This window comes from Dickeya parazeae Ech586 (assembly GCF_000025065.1).
GTDB lineage: Bacteria > Pseudomonadota > Gammaproteobacteria > Enterobacterales > Enterobacteriaceae > Dickeya > Dickeya zeae.
The window spans coordinates 1,033,401-1,051,632 of the sequence record NC_013592.1 but is presented as its reverse complement, the minus strand read 5'-3'; the positions used below and the strand labels follow the sequence as shown (position 1 = coordinate 1,051,632).

Sequence of the window (18,232 nt, the reverse complement as noted above, 5' to 3'; positions counted from 1 at the left end):
AGGTTGTCCGTTTTCATTCCGCCTTGCACCAGTCGATAAACCATTCGCCATCGATAAACGGCTTGCCGTCATCCGGCATCACCTGCCCGTCACGGGTCACAAACCGCCCCACCGCTGCAATCAACTGCTCGTTGTAAAATATCAGCGGTGTACGATCGCGCAGCCACGGCGGTACACCCAGCTCCTGCCACAGCTTCTTTATCGGGCGACCGTGCTCGCGCCCGACTATCTGTACATAACCCTGAAAGCCAAAGCGTACTGTCACGCTTTCATCGCTACGTGGCTGCCGCACCCGAATCCCTTGTGCCGAAAGCGTCAGTTGCCCAAGACCATCCGGTAGAGATAACGGCGCGACGGTCGGTCGCCACGGCAACACATAACCGGTTACCGGCTGCATTGTCGGCAGCCAATAAAGATAATGACGAAACCGTCTGACCTGCCATGAGCCGAGTTGTAGCTGGGGGTTGGCATCCTCACGGCTGAGTGCCACCTCATGCCATAATCGCATCAATTGCTCGCGGGATGGCATACGCGCCCCCTGCTCTGACAGCCAGCGACGCAGCAACGCAAATCGTCGTGTCGCGCTCATGGGGATCAGCGCATCCACACTTAATCCGCCATCGGCATTACGCAACGTTGCCAGCGACTCCGCCAGCAATTCATCCAACAATTGTTCCTGCTCGGCACAGAGTGCCGCACTGCGCGCTACGGCTGAAGGGAAATGGGGCCAGCGCTGTCTGAGTGCCGGCAGCACTTGTCGACGCAGAAAGTTACGGTCGTAACGCTCATCGGCATTACTGTCGTCCTCCACCCAAACCAACTGGTGCGCCCTGGCATACCCTTCCAGTTGCTCACGGCTGATACCCAACAGCGGTCGCAACAGCGTCACACCGTTCAGGGTGGCACTTGCCGCCATCGACGCTAATCCTGCCGGGCCGCTACCGCGTTTAAGCGCCAGCAGAAAGGTCTCGCTCTGATCATCCTGATGCTGAGCCGTCAGCAGCGTTTCTCCCTCACACAGATGTTGATGCAAAACCTGATAACGCGCCGTTCGGGCCGCCGCTTCAATGCCGCCATCGCGTGCATCCACCTTCACAGCCAGCACATTAAACGGCACCTGCCAGTTAATACACTGGGTACGACAGTGCTCGGCCCATGCATCGGCATTCACACTCAAACCGTGATGCACGTATACCGCCCGTAACGACAAGGCGCGAGGTAAACGCAGGCGTGTCATCACATGTAGCAACACGGTGGAGTCCAGACCGCCGCTGTAAGCCACCAGATAACGCCCGCCGGTAGCTAGCTGTTCGCCAACGGTGGTCAACAGTGTGGAGGAAATATCGGTCTCAGCGTTCATACAATTCGAGCGGTAACCCATCAGGATCAGCGAAAAACGTAAACCGACGCCCGGTATACTCGTCCGTCCGTACCGGTTCGCAGTCTACACCTGCAGTGTGCAACGCGGTGACCGCCTGTTCGATATCGTCAACCGCAAACGCCAGATGGCGCAGCCCGCAGGCTTCCGGTCGGCTAACCCGTGCAGGCGGCGAGGGAAATGAAAACAGTTCGATCAGGTAGCGGTCATTGAGCGCCAGATCCCCTTTCCAGGAATCACGGGCTGCCCGGTAAACTTCTTGTTGCAGCGTAAAACCGAGCACGTCGCAATAAAAGCGCTTACTGCGCTCATAATCCGAGGTAATAATCGCGATATGGTGAATATCCAGCAGTGTCAGCATAAGGTTGGTTCTCCGAAAAGGCGTACCACCACGCTTGTCGATACGATGTCATGAAACAAGGGGAAAGGGTCTAATCAGGCAATCCGGGCAATCCGGGCAATCCGGGCAATCACCGTAATGGAAATCAGGCATCGCCTAAAACCGTTATCAGCATAACAAAAAGTCCGCGATCGTTCCCAATCGCGGACTTTTCTGGCGTCAAGTGAGCTAAATCAGCAGTAGCCGTAGTTCATCAAACGCTGGTAACGACGGTTCAACAGTTCCTGTTCGCTCAGTGTATCCAGTTCTTTTAAGTCAGACAGTAACTGAGACTTCAGAGACGCCGCCATCGCAGCCACATCGCGATGAGCAGAGCCCAGCGGTTCTGGGATAACGGAATCAATCAGCTTCAGCTCTTTCAGGCGCGGAGCGGTAATGCCCATCGCTTCTGCCGCCAGCGGCGCTTTATCGGCGCTCTTCCACAGAATCGAGGCACAGCCTTCCGGCGAAATCACCGAATAGGTGCTGTATTGCAGCATGTTCACTTTATCGCCAACACCGATGGCCAGTGCACCGCCGGAGCCACCTTCCCCGATAACGGTACACACAATCGGTACACGCAGGCCGGACATTTCACGCAGATTACGGGCAATCGCTTCAGACTGACCGCGTTCTTCCGCGCCCACGCCCGGATAGGCGCCTGGGGTGTCGATAAAGGTGATGATCGGCATTTTAAAGCGCTCGGCCATCTCCATCAGACGCAGTGCTTTACGGTAGCCTTCCGGAGCCGGCATACCGAAATTGCGACGAATTTTTTCTTTGGTTTCGCGGCCTTTCTGATGACCAATAATCATCACTGGCCGATCGTCGAGACGGGCAATCCCGCCGACGATCGCTTTGTCATCGGCATAAGCGCGATCGCCTGCCAACTCATCAAAGTCAGAGAAAATATGCTGAACATAGTCCAGAGTATAAGGACGCTGCGGATGGCGAGCCAATTGGGCAATCTGCCAGGCACCCAGATCGGCGAAGATTTTACGCGTCAGTTCTACGCTCTTTTCACGCAGACGCTTTACTTCCTCGTCCAGGTTAATATCCAATTTTTCATCTTGGCGACTGACTGCGGTCAGGGAATCAATCTTCGCTTCCAACTCTGCAATCGGCTGCTCAAAATCAAGAAAATTCAGACTCATAGTATTCCTATTTTAGTCAAATTCCAGCTCAACCTGTTCATTACCAACCAGGGTGCGTAAATCATTCAGCAACACGTCGGTAGGCGTCACACGCCATGCGGCACCAAAACGTAGCCGGGCGCGCGCATCCTGACGCTGGTAGTAAAGATGCACCGGAATCGTCCCCGATCGATGGGGTTCCAACGACTGACGAAGACGGTTTAACAACTGGTCATCAATTTGCCTGTCAGTCAGCGAGATAGCAAGTCCACGCGCATATTTTTCACGCGCTTCGCTGATATCCATTAACTCTCTGACTGTCATTTTAAGTCCACCGCTGAAGTCATCAAAGCTGACCTGTCCGCTGGCTATCAAAATACGATCCTGTTCCAGCAGGTGCTGATATTTTTCCAGCGCATCGGTAAACAACATCACTTCCAGACGACCGGAACGATCATCCAGCGTGCAGACCCCAATGCGGTTACCCCGCTTGGTGACCATCACCCGGGCGGCAAGCACCAGCCCAACGGCAGTGGTCATTTTTCCCCGCTCCGTGGGATGCATGTCTTTCAAACGCACGCCTCCGGCGTAACGTTCGATTTCCTTCAGATACTGGTTGATGGGGTGGCCGGTCAGGTACAACCCCAGTGTTTCCCTTTCACCATCCAGCACCACCTGCTCTGGCCACGGCGGCACGGTACTGTAGGATTGCTCCACCTGTTCGGGGGTTTCCGCCAGTACGCCGAACATATCCGCCTGACCGATAGCCTCCGCCTTTGCATGCTGATCGGCGGATTTCATGGCATCTGCCAGCGAATTCATCAGCGCCGCACGATGGGGACCAAGACGGTCAAACGCGCCGGACATAATCAGCTTTTCCAATACTCGTCGGTTCAGCTTCTTAATATCCGTACGGGCGCACAGATCAAATAAATCGCGGAAATAACCGCCATTGTTGCGCGCATCGATAATTGCTTCGATCGGCCCCTCGCCCACCCCTTTGATGGCGCCGATGCCATAGACAATCTCGCCGTCATCATTAACGTGGAAATGGTACAGCCCGCTGTTGATGTCTGGCGGCAGGATCTTCAATCCCATACGCCAGCACTCATCCACCAGCCCGACTATCTTATCGGTGTTGTCCATATCAGCGGTCATCACCGCCGCCATGAACTCTGCCGGGTAGTGCGCCTTTAGCCACAGCGTCTGGTACGATACCAATGCGTAAGCAGCAGAATGCGATTTGTTAAACCCGTAACCGGCGAACTTTTCCACCAAATCGAAGATCTTCATCGACAGTTCACCGTCGACGCCCATCTTCTCAGCACCCTCTTTGAATACCGAGCGCTGTTTAGCCATCTCTTCGGGCTTTTTCTTACCCATCGCACGGCGCAACATATCCGCGCCACCGAGGGTATACCCCGCCAGTACCTGGGCAATCTGCATCACTTGTTCCTGATACAGAATGATACCATAGGTCGGTTCCAGCACGGGTTTCAGTGTTTCATGCTGCCACTGAATATCCGGGTAGGAGATTTCTTCACGCCCGTGCTTACGGTCGATGAAGTTATCCACCATCCCCGACTGCAGCGGCCCCGGACGAAACAGCGCCACCAATGCTATCATGTCTTCAAAGCAGTCCGGCTTAAGGCGCTTAATCAGGTCTTTCATGCCGCGCGATTCAAGCTGGAATACCGCTGTGGTTTCCGAACGCTGCAGCATATCGAAACTTTTCTTGTCGTCCAGCGGAATGGCGGCGATATCGACCGGTTCCAGCCCTTGCTTTTCGCGCCGGGCGTTGATCATCTCTAGCGCCCAGTTAATGATGGTCAACGTGCGTAAGCCGAGGAAGTCGAACTTCACCAGACCGGCGTATTCTACGTCGCTCTTATCAAACTGGGTAACCGGGTGATTGCCTTCCTGATCGCAATAAAGCGGCGCAAAATCGGTGATTTTGGTCGGCGAAATCACCACCCCCCCGGCGTGTTTACCGGCGTTACGGGTCACCCCTTCCAGCTTGCGCGCCATATCGATCAGCGCTTTGACTTCCTCATCCGCCTCGTAGATCTCACCTAATTGCGGCTCGGCCGCAAAGGCTTTCTCCAGCGTCATCCCTGGGTCAGGCGGCACCAGCTTGGAAATTCTGTCGACAAAACCATACGGATGTCCCAACACACGGCCCACATCACGGATTACCGCTTTAGCCGCCATGGTACCGAAGGTGATGATTTGCGACACCGCATCACGGCCATACATATCCGCGACGTGGTCTATCACCAGATCGCGTTTTTCCATGCAAAAGTCGACGTCGAAGTCAGGCATCGACACACGTTCCGGGTTGAGGAAACGTTCGAACAGCAGGTCAAACTCCAGCGGGTCCAGGTCGGTTATTTTCAGTGCATACGCCACCAACGAGCCTGCGCCGGAGCCTCGTCCCGGGCCTACCGGTACGTCGTTATCCTTTGACCACTGGATAAACTCCATCACAATCAGGAAGTAGCCGGGGAACCCCATCTGGTTGATAACGCCGAGTTCGATATCCAGACGTTCATCGTATTCCGGGCGGCGCTGAGCCCGTACTTCTTCATCCGGGAACAGGAACGCCAGTCGCTCTTCCAACCCTTTTTTGGCACACATCACCAGATAGTCTTCGGTCGACATGTCGCCGGTCGGGAATTGCGGCAGGAAATATTCACCGAGCCGAATAGTCACGTTACAGCGTTTGGCGATCTCTACCGTGTTAATCAGCGCTTCAGGGATGTCGGCAAACAGCTCGCACATCTCGTCTTCACTGCGCATGTACTGCTGCGGGCTGTAATTACGGGGACGCTTAGGGTCATCCAGCGTAAAGCCGTCATGAATCGCTACGCGGATTTCATGTGCCTCAAAATCATCCTGGCTGATAAAGCAAACGTCGTTAGTCGCAACGACCGGCAGGCCATGCGCGGTCGCCAGTTTTATTGCCGCATGCAGATAGCTTTCTTCATCCGGTCGGCCGGTACGCGTCAGTTCGAGGTAAAACCGCTGAGGAAAATGTTGCTGATAAAACGCGACGCTCTGCTCCACCAGCACCTGATTACCACGCAACAAAAACTTGCCAATATCACCATGACGCCCACCGGACAACAGCAGTATCCCGGCCTGATGTTCCACCAGCCATTCCCGGTCAATGGTCGGGCCATCAGCACCATACCCGCGTTGATAAGCCCGCGAAATCAGCAACGTCAGGTTCTGATAACCTTCGTTATTCATTGCCAGAACGGTGAGATGCGCCAGTTCGTCGCCTAACTCTTCGCTCTGCAGATAAAAATCTGCCCCGATGATCGGCTTGATACCGGCGCTATGCGCGCCGCCATAGAACTTCACCAGCCCACACAGGTTGGTAAAGTCGGTGATAGCCAGCGCTGGCATCCCCAGCGCGGCGGCTTTTTTTACCAACGGGCCGGTCTTCGCCAGCCCATCGATCATGGAATAGTCACTGTGAACACGCAGGTGAACAAAACGTGGTTCGGCCATTTCCGGATCCCATAATCTTTTCAGTAAATCGCCTGATGCATACTCTCAGGCACACTATGCGTTTACGTTACAGGCGCTTGTGTTACATACGGTTGCGTTACGCCAGACCCAGCGCCCGCTTAACCGGGGCAAAACTGCGCCTGTGGTGAAGGGTGGCGCCCAGCGTCGCCAGCTTTTCAAGATGATATGCCGTAGGATACCCTTTGTGCTGCGCAAATCCATACTCTGGAAATTGTTGGTCCAACACTTCCATTTCACGATCCCGCGTCACTTTAGCCAGAATCGAGGCCGCACTGATTTCTGCCACCCGACTGTCGCCCTTAACCACCGCCTGTGACGGCATCGGCAAAGCCGGGCAACGATTGCCGTCTATCAGCACAAAATCTGGAGTAACAGGCAACGCAGCCACCGCACGCTGCATCGCCAGCATGGTAGCGTGCAGGATATTAAGCGTGTCGATCTCTTCCGGCTCGGCACGACCCAGACTCCAGGCCAACGCCTTTTCGCGAATCTCATCATATAACGCCAGACGACGTTTCTCGCTGAGCGTTTTGGAATCTGCCAGTCCAACGATCGGGCGACTCGGGTCCAAAATCACCGCCGCCGTTACCACCGCCCCAACCAGCGGACCACGCCCAACTTCATCCACACCGGCAATACAATGTGCCGGTGGATAAACAAAAACTTCACTCATGACCGCCACAGCTCCAGTACTGCTTGCGCCGCCTGTTCATCAGCGTCGCATCGAATCTGCTCATGCAAATGTAAGAATGTCTGCTGCAAGTGCTGCGCCACATCGCCGCCTTCAAGCCAGGGCAATAACGCTGCCGACAGTTTGTCAGGAGTGCAATCATCCTGCAGTAATTCTCTGACCAGTTCGCGTCCTGCCAGCAAATTGGGCAATGAGACCCATGGTGTTTTCACCAGTCGTTTCGCCAGCCAATAGGTAAAGGGCTTCATGCGGTAACCGACCACCATCGGGCACTTCGCCAGCATACACTCCAGCGCAGCCGTACCGGACGCCAGCAGCGTGGCATCACAGGCTATCATCGCTTCACGCGCCTGCCCATCCAGCAGTCGAACCGCCATATCAGGAGCAACATCCACTTTGATTTTTTCGAACTGCTCACGGCGGCGCGAGTTAACCAGCGGTACGACAATCTCCAGTTCCGGATAGGTTTGCCGCAGCATCTGCGCCGTTTTCAGGAAATCCGCACTCAGCATGTCCACTTCGGCACCACGACTGCCGGGCAATATCGCCAGACAACGCCCCTGCTCCGGCAATCCCAGTGCACGCCGGGCCGCCGCTTTGTCTGGACGCAATGGCATTGCATCCGCCATGGTGTGACCGATAAAACGGCAAGGTACATTGAAACGATCATAAAAGGCTTTTTCGAACGGCAGAAACGCCAGCACCAGATGCGTCGCTTTACCTATCTTGAAAACGCGCTTTTGTCGCCACGCCCATACCGACGGACTGACATAGTGGATGGTTTTGATACCATTGCGCTTGAGGCGGCCTTCCAGGGTGATATTGAAATCAGGCGCATCGATACCGACAAACACATCGGGTTGCAATTCGCTGAAACGCTGCGTCAGGTCACGACGGATTTTCAGCAAGCGGGGCAGGCGTTCCAGCACTTCAACCACGCCCATTACCGCCAGTTCTTCCATCTCGTACCAGGCTTCGCAACCTTCAGCCTGCATCAGTGGCCCCGCCACACCGACAAAGCGGGCATCAGGCATGTGCGCTTTTAGCGCACGAATCAAACCGGCGCCAAGAATATCGCCGGAGGTTTCTCCGGCGACCAGTCCGATAGTCAAGGGACGTTGTGTCATGTCTTATCGAATAATGCCACGCGTTGAGCGGCTAAAGAAATCAAGATAGGCCTGTACCGCTGGATGCTCTGCCGCCAGAGCCTCAAGGTCAGCTTTTACCTCATCCAGCGTTTTACCGCTGCGGTAGATCAACTTGTAAGCATTGCGGATAGCGTGCAAGGTCTCTTTCTCAAACCCACGACGCTTAAGCCCTTCAATATTGATACCAAATGGCGTGGCATGGTTGCCTTGAGCTATCAGATACGGAGGGACATCCTGCGCTACGCCAGAGCAACCGCCCACCATTACGTGCGCGCCGATGACGCAGAACTGGTGCACCGCTGTCATACCGCCGATAATCGCGAAATCATCAACGCTGACATGACCACCCAGCGTAGCGTTATTTGCCAGAATGCAGCGATTGCCGACAACACAGTCGTGAGCAATATGGGTATTGATCATCAGCAGGTTATCGTTACCGACTTTAGTCAACCCACCGCCTTGCGCAGTACCACGGTGAATAGTCACACTCTCACGGATACGGTTACGATCGCCCACTTCAACACGGGTCGGCTCACCGGCGTATTTCAGATCCTGATTAACCTCACCGATCGTGACAAACTGATAAATCTCGTTGTCACAACCGATTTTGGTAATGCCGTTAACAACGACATGGGACTTCAGTACCGTACCTGCACCGATCTCAACCTGCGCACCGATATGGCAAAATGGACCAATATGCACACCGGCACCGATAACAGCGCCGTCTTCAACAATGGAACTGGGGTGAATAAAGGCGGTTTGATCAATCACTAATCAGCCCTCCCGACGACGAGCGCACATCATTTCCGCTTCACAAGCCACTTCACCATCAACTTTAGCAACACCTTTGAAACGCGCAATACCGCGGCGCTCCTTGATGAACTCAACTTCCAGAATCATCTGGTCGCCCGGTTCAACCGGACGTTTGAAACGTGCTTCATCTATGGCAGCAAAGTAATACAATTCACCCGGCTCCAGTTTACCCATGCTCTTAAACGCCAGAATACCGGTAGCCTGCGCCATAGCTTCCAGAATCAACACTCCGGGGAAAATCGGTTTGCCAGGAAAATGCCCCTGAAAGAACGGCTCGTTAAAAGAAACATTTTTTACCGCTCGCAGGAATTTTCCTTTCTCAAAATCCAGTACACGATCCACCAGCAAGAACGGATAGCGGTGTGGTAGTAGATCCAGAATCTCTTCGATATGCAGAGTATGCGTGTCTGTATTCAAAATACTCTTCCTGTCAATAAAAATTGATAGCGTTAACAACACGGCCTGCGTATTCCCCAACAAGGGAGGAACAACATGCAGGCCGCAAACAAAAATTGCGCACGTCGGCGTGAGTCTTACACCCGAAACACAGAGGAACGAATACGGACGATTAGCGGTCTTCGAGCTTACGCTCGACAGCCTTGAGTCGTTTACTCATTTCATCAATATTCATCACCAGCGCGGCTGTTTTGCGCCAGACTTTGTTCGGTTGTAATGGGATCCCGGATGAATAAACGCCCGGCTCGGTGATCGGCCGCATGACCATCCCCATCCCTGTGACTGTAACCTTGTCGCAAATCTCCATGTGACCATTGATCACACTGGCACCGCCAATCATGCAATACCGGCCAATCTTCAGACTGCCCGCCATGATTACCCCACCAGCAACTGCGGTATTGTCCCCAATCACAACGTTGTGTGCAATCTGACATTGGTTATCAATGATGACACCGTTACCAATAATGGTGTCGTCCAGCGCCCCTCTATCGATAGTGGTACTGGCACCGATCTCAACACGATCGCCGATGATGACCGTTCCCAACTGGGGAATTTTGATCCAATTACCACGATCATTAGCGTACCCAAATCCGTCGGAACCGATGACCGCACCGGACTGAATCAGGCACTGCTCACCCAATACAACGTTATGGTAAATCGCCACATTGGCCCATAAACGGGTGCCTGCACCAATACGGGCATGCTTACCGACGAAGCAACCGGCACCAATCACCACGCCGTCACCCAGCTCAACGCCGGATTCAATAACTGCATTAGCCCCAATCGAAACCCCATCTCCTAAACGCGCATCAGGAGCAATCACCGCTGAAGGTGCGATCCCCTGTGCAGGCGCCGGCGTTGTATCCATCAACTGCGCCATACGCGCATAGGCCAAATAAGGATTCTTTACCACAAGCGCAGCGGCATTATTGCAGAACGGCAAATCCGCTTGCGTCAGTACTACCGCCGAAGCCTGGGTGCTGCTCAGTTGTTCACGATAGCGGCTATCGGATAAAAATGTAATCTGTCCAGCTTGTGCTGAATGCATAGAAGCAACAGCGGTGATGACGATATCGCCATCACCGTGTAATTGTGCATCCAACTGTTGAGCCAAGGCGTCCAGTCGAATTGAAAACATGGATTATTTAACCTGTTTCAGCACGTCAGCAGTAATGTCTTTCGCATTGTCGGCATAAGCAACCGCGTTAGCGTCGATAACCACGTCATAACCTTGCTTGGTGGCAACCGCTTTTACCGCGTCCTGAATACGGCTCAGGATTTTGTTGCGTTCTTCCATCTGACGACGGCGATTGTCTTGATCGAAAGCCTGAGCTTTGCTGGAGAACTGCTCACGCTGAGCCATCACGTCGCTTTCCATTTTGGAACGATCGCTGGCTTTCATGGTAGAACCATCACGCTGCAGCTTCTGCATTTTTTCCTGCAGAGAGCGTTCCATGGACTGCAATTCTGCAGCACGGCCTTTGAACTCGTTTTCCAGCTGTTTGCTTACGGCTTCACGCTGCGGCAACTGTTGGAAGATGCTGGAAACATTGACAATCGCAATCTTATCAGCAGCCTGAGCACCAGCAGAAACAGCCAGCGTTAAACCCAACCCTGCGGCATACAACCACTTTTTCACGTTAAAACTCCTTACCCTAAGTATTTCTGCGCTGAACGCGCTTATCGTAATCACGGCATCGGCAGTCAAGCTATATGCTCAAATCGCCACCGGATGCCGATACATCTTCCTTTCAAACTCAAACCTACGCAGCCCGTTTACCAGGTCTTACCAATGTTAAACTGGAACTGCTCGGAGCGATCCCCATCATACTTCTTAAACGGCTGAGCGTAAGAGAAGACCAATGGCCCCAGAGGTGAAACCCACTGCACGGCAAGACCCGAAGACATACGGATGTTGCCAGGCTTACTGTAATCCGGTATACCAGCCGCCAACGTCTGGGCGGTATTCTCCCAGTGCGTATCCCACACAGTACCGGCATCAACGAAGAACGACGTACGTACAGAGCTGGCGTACTTATCGCTAATAAACGGTGTTGGAACGATTAACTCGGCACTGGCCACCGCCATCGCGTTACCACCCACCGCATCAGTCGAGTTAGCGATGCTACACGATGACACGCTTGATGATGAACAAGACCCAGCGGTGTAGTAGGCCGCTTTCGGACCGATGGTGTTGGAACGGAAACCACGCACTGTGTTGGAGCCGCCCGCAAAGAAGTTATCGTAGAACGGCACTTCTTTACCGCTCAGACCATCAGCATAACCCGCTTTGGTTTTCGCCATCAGCACCCAATTGCGACTCTCGCTCAGCGGGAAATAGCTGGCGGAATCAAAGGTCATCTTATAGTACTCGTTATCCGAACCCGGCACCGTCACCTTGGTACTCAGGTTGACACGGTTACCTGCGGTCGGGAAGTAGCCACGGTCAAGGTTGTTGTAAGTCCATCCTGGCGTCAGGAAGAAATCGTTGGCACTGAAGCTGGCGCTGGACGTCGAGTTAGGATCAGGATCGACGCCCGCTTTATTCAGATAGCGCCACATTGCGACCTGAGGTTTCATATCCGACAACGAGTTATGCACGTAGTCCAGACCCAGGCGTAACGAGTTGTTTTCGTTGATCGGGAAGCCCAGCGTTGAACCGATACCATAGCTTTGGTTGGTATAGTCGGCCAGATCAGCATTCAACGCTTTGAAGTTGTTGTAGAAAACACGACCACCGAGACTCACACCATCCACCGTGAGGTACGGGTCAGTCATCGACAGTTCAACATAGGTCTGGTAGTCGTTACGGGTACCACTAATCCCTACCGAGTTACCGGTTCCCAGCCAGTTGTCCTGCTGCACACCGGCCTGGAAGCTGATACCGCTTTCTGTACCGAAGCCCACACCGAAGTTAAGGCTACCAGTATTGCGCTCCTTGACCTTGTACACCACGTCAACCTGATCCGGTGTTCCGGGCACGCGCTGGGTCTCGGTATCGACACTTTCAAAATACCCAAGACGGTTCAGTCGCTCTTTACCCTGTTGCACCAGATCGTTGCCAAGCCAGCCACCTTCCATCTGGCGCATTTCACGGCGCAGTACGGAATCTTTGGACACATCATTGCCTTCAAAACGAATACGACGCACTGTGAAGCGGTTACCCGCATCCACATTGATGTTCAAGCGTACGGTCTTGTCGGTATCGTTGATGTCCGGCTGAGTCACCACGCGGGGATAAGCATAACCGTAACGTCCCAGCAATTTTTTGATGTCCTCTTCCATCCGGGTTACTTTGGTGCCGTTATACAGCTCCCCCGGTTGGATGCGGGTTAAATCTTCAATTTCAGTGGCGTGTCCCACCAGGTTGCCACGCACTACCACACCCGAGAGTTTGTACTGGTTGCCCTCGGTAATGTTGACAGTGATGTAAATGCCTTTTTTATCCGGCGTCAGGCTCACCTGCGTTGAATCAATATTGAAACGCGCGTAGCCGCGGTCGAGATAGAAACTGCGCAGCGTTTCCAGGTCGCCTGACAGTTTCTGCTTCTCGTATTTGCGATCTCCCACCACGTTCCACCACGGCACTTCATCGCGTAACTGGAAACGGGAAATCAGCTCATCGGAACTGAAAGATTTATTACCGACAATATTGATTTGCTGGATTTTGGCGGATACCCCTTCGGTAAACACCAGTTTGAGATCGACACGATTGCGAGGCAGCGGCGTCACTACCGCTTTCACCGTGGCGCTATATTTACCTACGCTGTAGTAGAAATCTTCCAACCCTTTTTCAATGTTGGACAAGGTGGTGCGGTCCAGTGCTTCACCGACGCGCACACCCGATGCCTCAAGGTTCTCCTTGAGCATTTCTTCCTTCACCGCTTTGTTGCCGGAGAAGGTCAGGCTGGCAATGGTCGGACGCTCTTTGACCTGAATCAGCAGCGAATTCCCATCACGCAGGACACGGACATCCTCGAAGTTCCCGGTCGCAAACAAAGCCCGAATGGTGTTACCGATATCCTCGTCAGTGACAGTATCCCCCACCCGAACAGGCATGCTGAGCAATGCCGCACCGACGGCAACCCGCTGCAGGCCCTCGAAATGAATATCTTTCACTACGAACCCGTCTGCACCGTATACGGTGGCGCTGCTAAACAGCAGCGACGCTATGAGCAACTTTTTCATCGCCATCGTTGTTATGCGTTTTTCCTAACCTAATCCACGCCTACAGGCGGGAGAAATCATTGAAAAGTGCAAGCCCCATTAACATCACCAGCAACACCGTGCCAATGCGATAACTGACGTCCTGCACACGCTCGGAAACCGGTCCACCCTTTAGCTTTTCAATCGCCAGAAAGAGCAGATGACCACCATCCAGTACCGGCAGAGGGAACAGATTGATAATCCCCAGATTGACGCTAATCAACGCCAAAAACATCAGGTAATACACCAATCCATAATCTGCTGACATGCCTGCTCCCTGTGCGATAGAAATCGGACCGCTCAGGTTATTCAGCTTCACGTCGCCGGTAATCAACTTACCCAGCATACTGACTGTCAGTTTCATCAACAGCCAGGTTTTATTCCCAGCTTCATAGATGGCGCTGAACGGCCCATACTGGCGCACGGTTTTGTACTCATCAGGCAAAGGGGTTACTTTCGGCACCACGCCAGCAAACCCTTCCAGCCGCCCTTTTCCCACCGTTTTACTGTCAGGTGTTAGCGTAAAGGACAGCGTATCTCCGCCTCTTTCCACCTCCAGCGTAATCGGTTTGCCAGGGTTATCACGCACGGCAATGACAAACTGCTGCCAGCGAGCCAGCAATTGACCATCGACTTTAACGATCCTGTCCCCGACTTGCAAACCCGCTTTTTCAGCGGCAGAGCGGGGCTGGACCTGAGTCAACACCGCTTCAACCTGAGGCCCTTTCGGTACAATCCCCAGCGACACCGCCGGATCCTGCCTTTCCGGATCGAAATGCCAGCGTTGCAGATCAAGCCGTTTGCTCTCTGTACTGGTGGAACCTAACGGTGCGGTTTCGAAAACAACGTCAGGTTCGCCAATCCTGCCAATCAAGGCCAGACGCGCGCTATCCCAGTCAGGCGTTTCGATGCCATCAATTGACTTTAGTTCCATTCCCGGTGAAATTTGCGCCTGTGCGGCAATCGATCCGGGCAAAACCTCACCCACTACCGGACGGATACCCGGCACGCCAATGATAAACACCAGCCAGTAGGCAATGACGGCAAATACGAAGTTGGCAATGGGTCCGGCACTGACAATAGCCGCACGCTGCCAGACCGTTTTGTGGTTGAATGCCCGATGCCGAAGTTCTTCAGGGACCTCATCGACCCGACCATCGAGCATTTTCACATAGCCGCCCAGAGGGATCAGCGCGATGACATACTCGGTGCCCTGACGATCATGACGGCGCCACAATGCCTTCCCGAAGCCGATGGAGAAACGTTCGACGCGAACGCCGCAACGGCGGGCAACCCAGAAATGCCCAAACTCATGCACGGTGATAAGCACACCGAGTGCGACGACAAATGCAGCCAGGTTCCAGAGAATATTCAGCATAAACCGACTCTACCTGTATTCCTAAACAGCCTTGAACAGCAGCAGCATCAGACAGGCAAATACCGGTATGGCTGCAGTCAGGCTATCAATACGATCCAGTACCCCACCGTGGCCCGGGATCAGGTGACTGCTATCCTTGATGCCGGCCTCACGCTTGAACATGCTTTCAGTCAAATCCCCTAATACCGAAGCCAGCGTCGCGACAATAGAACACACTAACAGGGTAAAGGTTGAGATAGACAATGGCGCATAATGGCTAAACAGTAACGCAATCATTGCAGAGGTTGCCAGCCCGCCGATGAAACCTTCCCAGGTTTTCCCCGGCGACACTTTGGGTGCCAGCTTACGCCGACCAAACAGCTTGCCAAACAGATAAGCGCCACTGTCAGCGCCCCACACCAACACCATCACATACAGCAACCACCAGGCACCGCTAAAAGGATTGGTTTCATATTCGAACTGGCGCAGCGCCAACATACCCCAGAAAAACGGCACGATAGTCAGCAGGCCAAAGCACAGACGCAGCGCACGGGAATGTCGCCACATTGCAGCGGAGGAGGGATAAAACAGCACCAGCAATAGCGCCACGCCCCACCAGGCAAGAGAAATCCATAGGGACAGGCAGACCGGCACAAACGTGATGGAATAGTGGTAATCCGGTAAGGTCAGCATCATCGCTGCCAGCAGGAAACCACAGGCAATGGAAAGCCAGATTCGCTGTGAGTAAGAAACCAAACCAGCCAGTTGGCCCCATTCCCAGGCAGCCAGCATACACACAGCCAGCGTCACCAAAGAAAAAACCAACGGCGGCAGGAAAAAAAGCGCCGCAATAACCAAAGGAATAAGAATCAGCGCAGTAATCAGGCGATACTTCAGCAAAAATACCCCCTACGATGCATCTGCATCGTCAGGCGTAGTTCCCCCAAAGCGACGCTCACGTTGAGCAAAGGCATGAATGGCACCTTCAAAGGTTTGTTCGTCAAAATCCGGCCAGAGAACATCGGTAAAATAGAGTTCTGCGTACGCAATCTGCCATAGCAGGAAATTGCTGATACGATGTTCTCCGCTGGTTCTTATTAGCAAATCGACCGGAGCCAGATCGTTTAAGCACATATAACGATTCAGAGTCGATTCATCAATGGTATCAGGACGCAGTAACCCTTCCTGAACCTGCTCGGCGATTTTTCTGACCCCGTGGATAATATCCCAACGCCCGCCATAATTCGCAGCAATATTCAGAGTCAGGCCCGTATTATTTTCTGTCATCGCTTCGGAACGCTGGATCAGTCCCTGTAATCGACTACTGAATCGACTAATATCACCGATAACTCGCAAACGGACATTGTGCTTGTGCAGGCTTTTGACTTCGCTATTCAATACGCGCACGAACAGCTCCATCAACGCAGAAACTTCCTGCGCCGGGCGGTTCCAGTTTTCGCTGCTGAATGCGTATAGCGTCAAGGCTTCAAGGTTCTGGCTGACCGCATAACTGATCGCACGGCGTACTGACTTCACTCCTGCCTGATGACCGGAGATCCGCAGCTTTCCCCTCTGTTTAGCCCAACGACCATTGCCATCCATGATGATCGCGACATGGCGGGGGCCGTTAGGTAACAACTTTTGATTACCGTGTTGATTTTCGGCGGGCATAGCGTGTATTGATTTCCTCGAGCAAGAAAATGATTATCCAGTCGCAGCCAAACCTGACAGCATAAAAAAAGCTGTGAACACACAGCTTTCATCACCGTGGTATTTTATTAATAACCACCTGCATCAAGCGGCGCAGACTATACCATTTCAGGCGCATGTGAACAAACACACCCGCGTCAGGTCACTGATAACGCCGCAATACATTTTCTGCGGCTTGTCTTGCCCAGGTATCGATAGACAACACATCATCAACGCTTTGCGGTTCAGGTAATGTCAGTTGTTCCATCACGCACTGATTGACTGCGGCGATATCGGTAAACCGAATACCGGATTGTAAAAATGCCGCAACCGCAATTTCATTTGCTGCATTGAGAGTCGTCGTGGCAGCCTGCCCTTGATTACATGCCTCAATCGCCAGGCGCAGGCAAGGGTAGCGCTGAAAATCCGGCTCAGAGAAGGTCAACGCGCCCAGGCGGCTGAAATCAAGTGCTGCCGCACCGGAAAAAACACGATCAGGATAAGCCATCGCATAGGCTATAGGGGTTCGCATATCGGGCGTACCCAATTGCGCCATCACACTGCCATCCCGGTAGCGCACCATAGAGTGGATAACGGATTGGGGATGGATAACCACTTCCATCTGTGATTCCGAGGCATTAAACAGCCATCGCGCCTCGATATATTCCAGTCCCTTATTCATCATGGTGGCGGAATCCACCGAAATCTTTCGCCCCATAGACCAGTTTGGATGGGCGCACGCCTGTTCAGGGGTGACACTCTCCAATGCAGCAAGCGGAATCTCACGAAATGGCCCACCCGAACCGGTCAGCACCACTCGCTCAACCCCGTATTGCGTTAACGAAGCATATCCCAGTTGCCGCTGGATTGGCTCAGGTAAACTCTGAAAAATCGCACTGTGTTCACTATCGACTGGCAACAATCTCGCCCCGTTCTTCGACACCTCGTCCATGAACAGTCGACCACAAGTCACCAGCGATTCTTTATTCGCCAGCAGAACCTGTTTACCCGCACGAATTGCCGCGAGTGCCGGCAACAGCCCTGCTGCACCGACAATCGCCGCCATCACCTGATCGACCCCATCCAGCGCTGCAAGCTCGCAGGCAGACTGCGCGCCAGATAACACAGCCGTCCGGCTCCCCGCGTCACGTAAGCGGATACGCAGTTCGTGTGCCGCATCTTCATCCGCCATTGAGGCATACGCCGGGCAGAACTCCAGGCACTGTTCCGCCATCAGGGAAACATTACGCCCGGCGACCAATGCCATTATCGAAAATTTGTCTGGATTGGCCCTGACCACGGCCAATGAACTAACGCCAACAGAACCGGTGGAGCCGAGGATTGTCAGTTGCTTCATGAATATGACCTGATAAAGCTGGGGTTGATGACAGGCGTGGTGCCAGTCTGTAACGTCAGCGCCGACCTGTCGATGAGGCTGGTGTGAA

15 protein-coding genes are annotated in these 18,232 nt (G+C 53.5%); all 15 read right to left on the bottom strand.

Annotated features, from left to right (window positions below; genetic code table 11):
- Positions 1-13: 13 nt before the first annotated feature.
- A complete protein-coding gene (tilS, locus tag DD586_RS04745) occupies positions 14-1,360 on the bottom strand; it encodes a tRNA lysidine(34) synthetase TilS (RefSeq protein ID WP_012883678.1) in 1,347 nt (448 codons plus the stop codon).
- Positions 1,350-1,739: a VOC family protein gene (locus DD586_RS04740; RefSeq protein WP_012883677.1), complete on the bottom strand. Its 390-nt coding sequence runs from the start codon at positions 1,737-1,739 to the stop codon at positions 1,350-1,352. Before DD586_RS04740 ends, tilS begins: the two co-directional genes overlap by 11 nt.
- Positions 1,740-1,951: 212 nt before the next feature.
- Positions 1,952-2,911 carry an acetyl-CoA carboxylase carboxyl transferase subunit alpha gene (gene accA / locus DD586_RS04735; protein ID WP_012883676.1) on the bottom strand — a complete coding sequence of 320 codons (960 nt, stop codon included), beginning with the start codon at positions 2,909-2,911 and terminating at the stop codon, positions 1,952-1,954.
- Between the two features lie 12 nt (positions 2,912-2,923).
- Positions 2,924-6,406 (bottom strand): DNA polymerase III subunit alpha, encoded by a 3,483-nt coding sequence (gene dnaE, locus DD586_RS04730; RefSeq protein ID WP_012883675.1) that lies wholly within the window; start codon positions 6,404-6,406, stop codon positions 2,924-2,926.
- A 97-nt stretch (positions 6,407-6,503) separates the two neighbouring features.
- The gene (rnhB, locus tag DD586_RS04725; protein WP_012883674.1) at positions 6,504-7,100 is read right to left on the bottom strand and encodes a ribonuclease HII; all 597 of its coding nucleotides are present in this window, start codon (positions 7,098-7,100) and stop codon (positions 6,504-6,506) included.
- Positions 7,097-8,245, bottom strand: coding sequence for a lipid-A-disaccharide synthase (gene lpxB, locus DD586_RS04720; RefSeq protein ID WP_012883673.1), 1,149 nt, complete (start codon positions 8,243-8,245; stop codon positions 7,097-7,099). Before lpxB ends, rnhB begins: the two co-directional genes overlap by 4 nt.
- A 3-nt stretch (positions 8,246-8,248) precedes the next feature.
- On the bottom strand, positions 8,249-9,037 hold the full coding sequence (lpxA, locus tag DD586_RS04715) for an acyl-ACP--UDP-N-acetylglucosamine O-acyltransferase (RefSeq protein ID WP_012883672.1): 789 nt from the start codon (positions 9,035-9,037) through the stop codon (positions 8,249-8,251).
- Between the two features lie 3 nt (positions 9,038-9,040).
- The gene (gene fabZ / locus DD586_RS04710) at positions 9,041-9,496 is read right to left on the bottom strand and encodes a 3-hydroxyacyl-ACP dehydratase FabZ (protein ID WP_012883671.1); all 456 of its coding nucleotides are present in this window, start codon (positions 9,494-9,496) and stop codon (positions 9,041-9,043) included.
- 151 nt (positions 9,497-9,647) lie between these two features.
- Positions 9,648-10,673, bottom strand: a complete 1,026-nt coding sequence (gene lpxD, locus DD586_RS04705; RefSeq protein WP_012883670.1) for a UDP-3-O-(3-hydroxymyristoyl)glucosamine N-acyltransferase — start codon at positions 10,671-10,673, stop codon at positions 9,648-9,650.
- 3 nt (positions 10,674-10,676) lie between these two features.
- On the bottom strand, positions 10,677-11,174 hold the full coding sequence (skp, locus tag DD586_RS04700) for a molecular chaperone Skp (RefSeq protein WP_012883669.1): 498 nt from the start codon (positions 11,172-11,174) through the stop codon (positions 10,677-10,679).
- 137 nt (positions 11,175-11,311) lie between these two features.
- Positions 11,312-13,729 (bottom strand): outer membrane protein assembly factor BamA, encoded by a 2,418-nt coding sequence (bamA, locus tag DD586_RS04695; RefSeq protein ID WP_012883668.1) that lies wholly within the window; start codon positions 13,727-13,729, stop codon positions 11,312-11,314.
- Between the two features lie 34 nt (positions 13,730-13,763).
- A complete protein-coding gene (gene rseP / locus DD586_RS04690; protein ID WP_012883667.1) occupies positions 13,764-15,119 on the bottom strand; it encodes a sigma E protease regulator RseP in 1,356 nt (451 codons plus the stop codon).
- A gap of 21 nt (positions 15,120-15,140) precedes the next feature.
- Positions 15,141-15,998: a phosphatidate cytidylyltransferase gene (gene cdsA / locus DD586_RS04685; RefSeq protein WP_012883666.1), complete on the bottom strand. Its 858-nt coding sequence runs from the start codon at positions 15,996-15,998 to the stop codon at positions 15,141-15,143.
- Positions 15,999-16,007: 9 nt separating this feature from the next.
- Entirely contained in the window at positions 16,008-16,769 is a 762-nt protein-coding gene (gene ispU, locus DD586_RS04680; RefSeq protein WP_012883665.1) for a (2E,6E)-farnesyl-diphosphate-specific ditrans,polycis-undecaprenyl-diphosphate synthase, read from the bottom strand.
- A gap of 181 nt (positions 16,770-16,950) precedes the next feature.
- Entirely contained in the window at positions 16,951-18,144 is a 1,194-nt protein-coding gene (gene ispC, locus DD586_RS04675; protein ID WP_012883664.1) for a 1-deoxy-D-xylulose-5-phosphate reductoisomerase, read from the bottom strand.
- Between the last annotated feature and the right edge of the window lie 88 nt (positions 18,145-18,232).

Coding starts and splice junctions, on each gene's coding strand:
- dnaE (WP_012883675.1), bottom strand. CDS start 6,406: ATGGCCGAACCACGTTTTGTTCACCTGCGTGTTCACAGTGACTATTCC.
- rseP (WP_012883667.1), bottom strand. CDS start 15,119: ATGCTGAATATTCTCTGGAACCTGGCTGCATTTGTCGTCGCACTCGGT.
- ispU (WP_012883665.1), bottom strand. CDS start 16,769: ATGCCCGCCGAAAATCAACACGGTAATCAAAAGTTGTTACCTAACGGC.
- tilS (WP_012883678.1), bottom strand. CDS start 1,360: ATGAACGCTGAGACCGATATTTCCTCCACACTGTTGACCACCGTTGGC.
- bamA (WP_012883668.1), bottom strand. CDS start 13,729: ATGGCGATGAAAAAGTTGCTCATAGCGTCGCTGCTGTTTAGCAGCGCC.
- lpxB (WP_012883673.1), bottom strand. CDS start 8,245: ATGACACAACGTCCCTTGACTATCGGACTGGTCGCCGGAGAAACCTCC.
- rnhB (WP_012883674.1), bottom strand. CDS start 7,100: ATGAGTGAAGTTTTTGTTTATCCACCGGCACATTGTATTGCCGGTGTG.
- lpxD (WP_012883670.1), bottom strand. CDS start 10,673: ATGTTTTCAATTCGACTGGACGCCTTGGCTCAACAGTTGGATGCACAA.
- DD586_RS04740 (WP_012883677.1), bottom strand. CDS start 1,739: ATGCTGACACTGCTGGATATTCACCATATCGCGATTATTACCTCGGAT.
- ispC (WP_012883664.1), bottom strand. CDS start 18,144: ATGAAGCAACTGACAATCCTCGGCTCCACCGGTTCTGTTGGCGTTAGT.
- accA (WP_012883676.1), bottom strand. CDS start 2,911: ATGAGTCTGAATTTTCTTGATTTTGAGCAGCCGATTGCAGAGTTGGAA.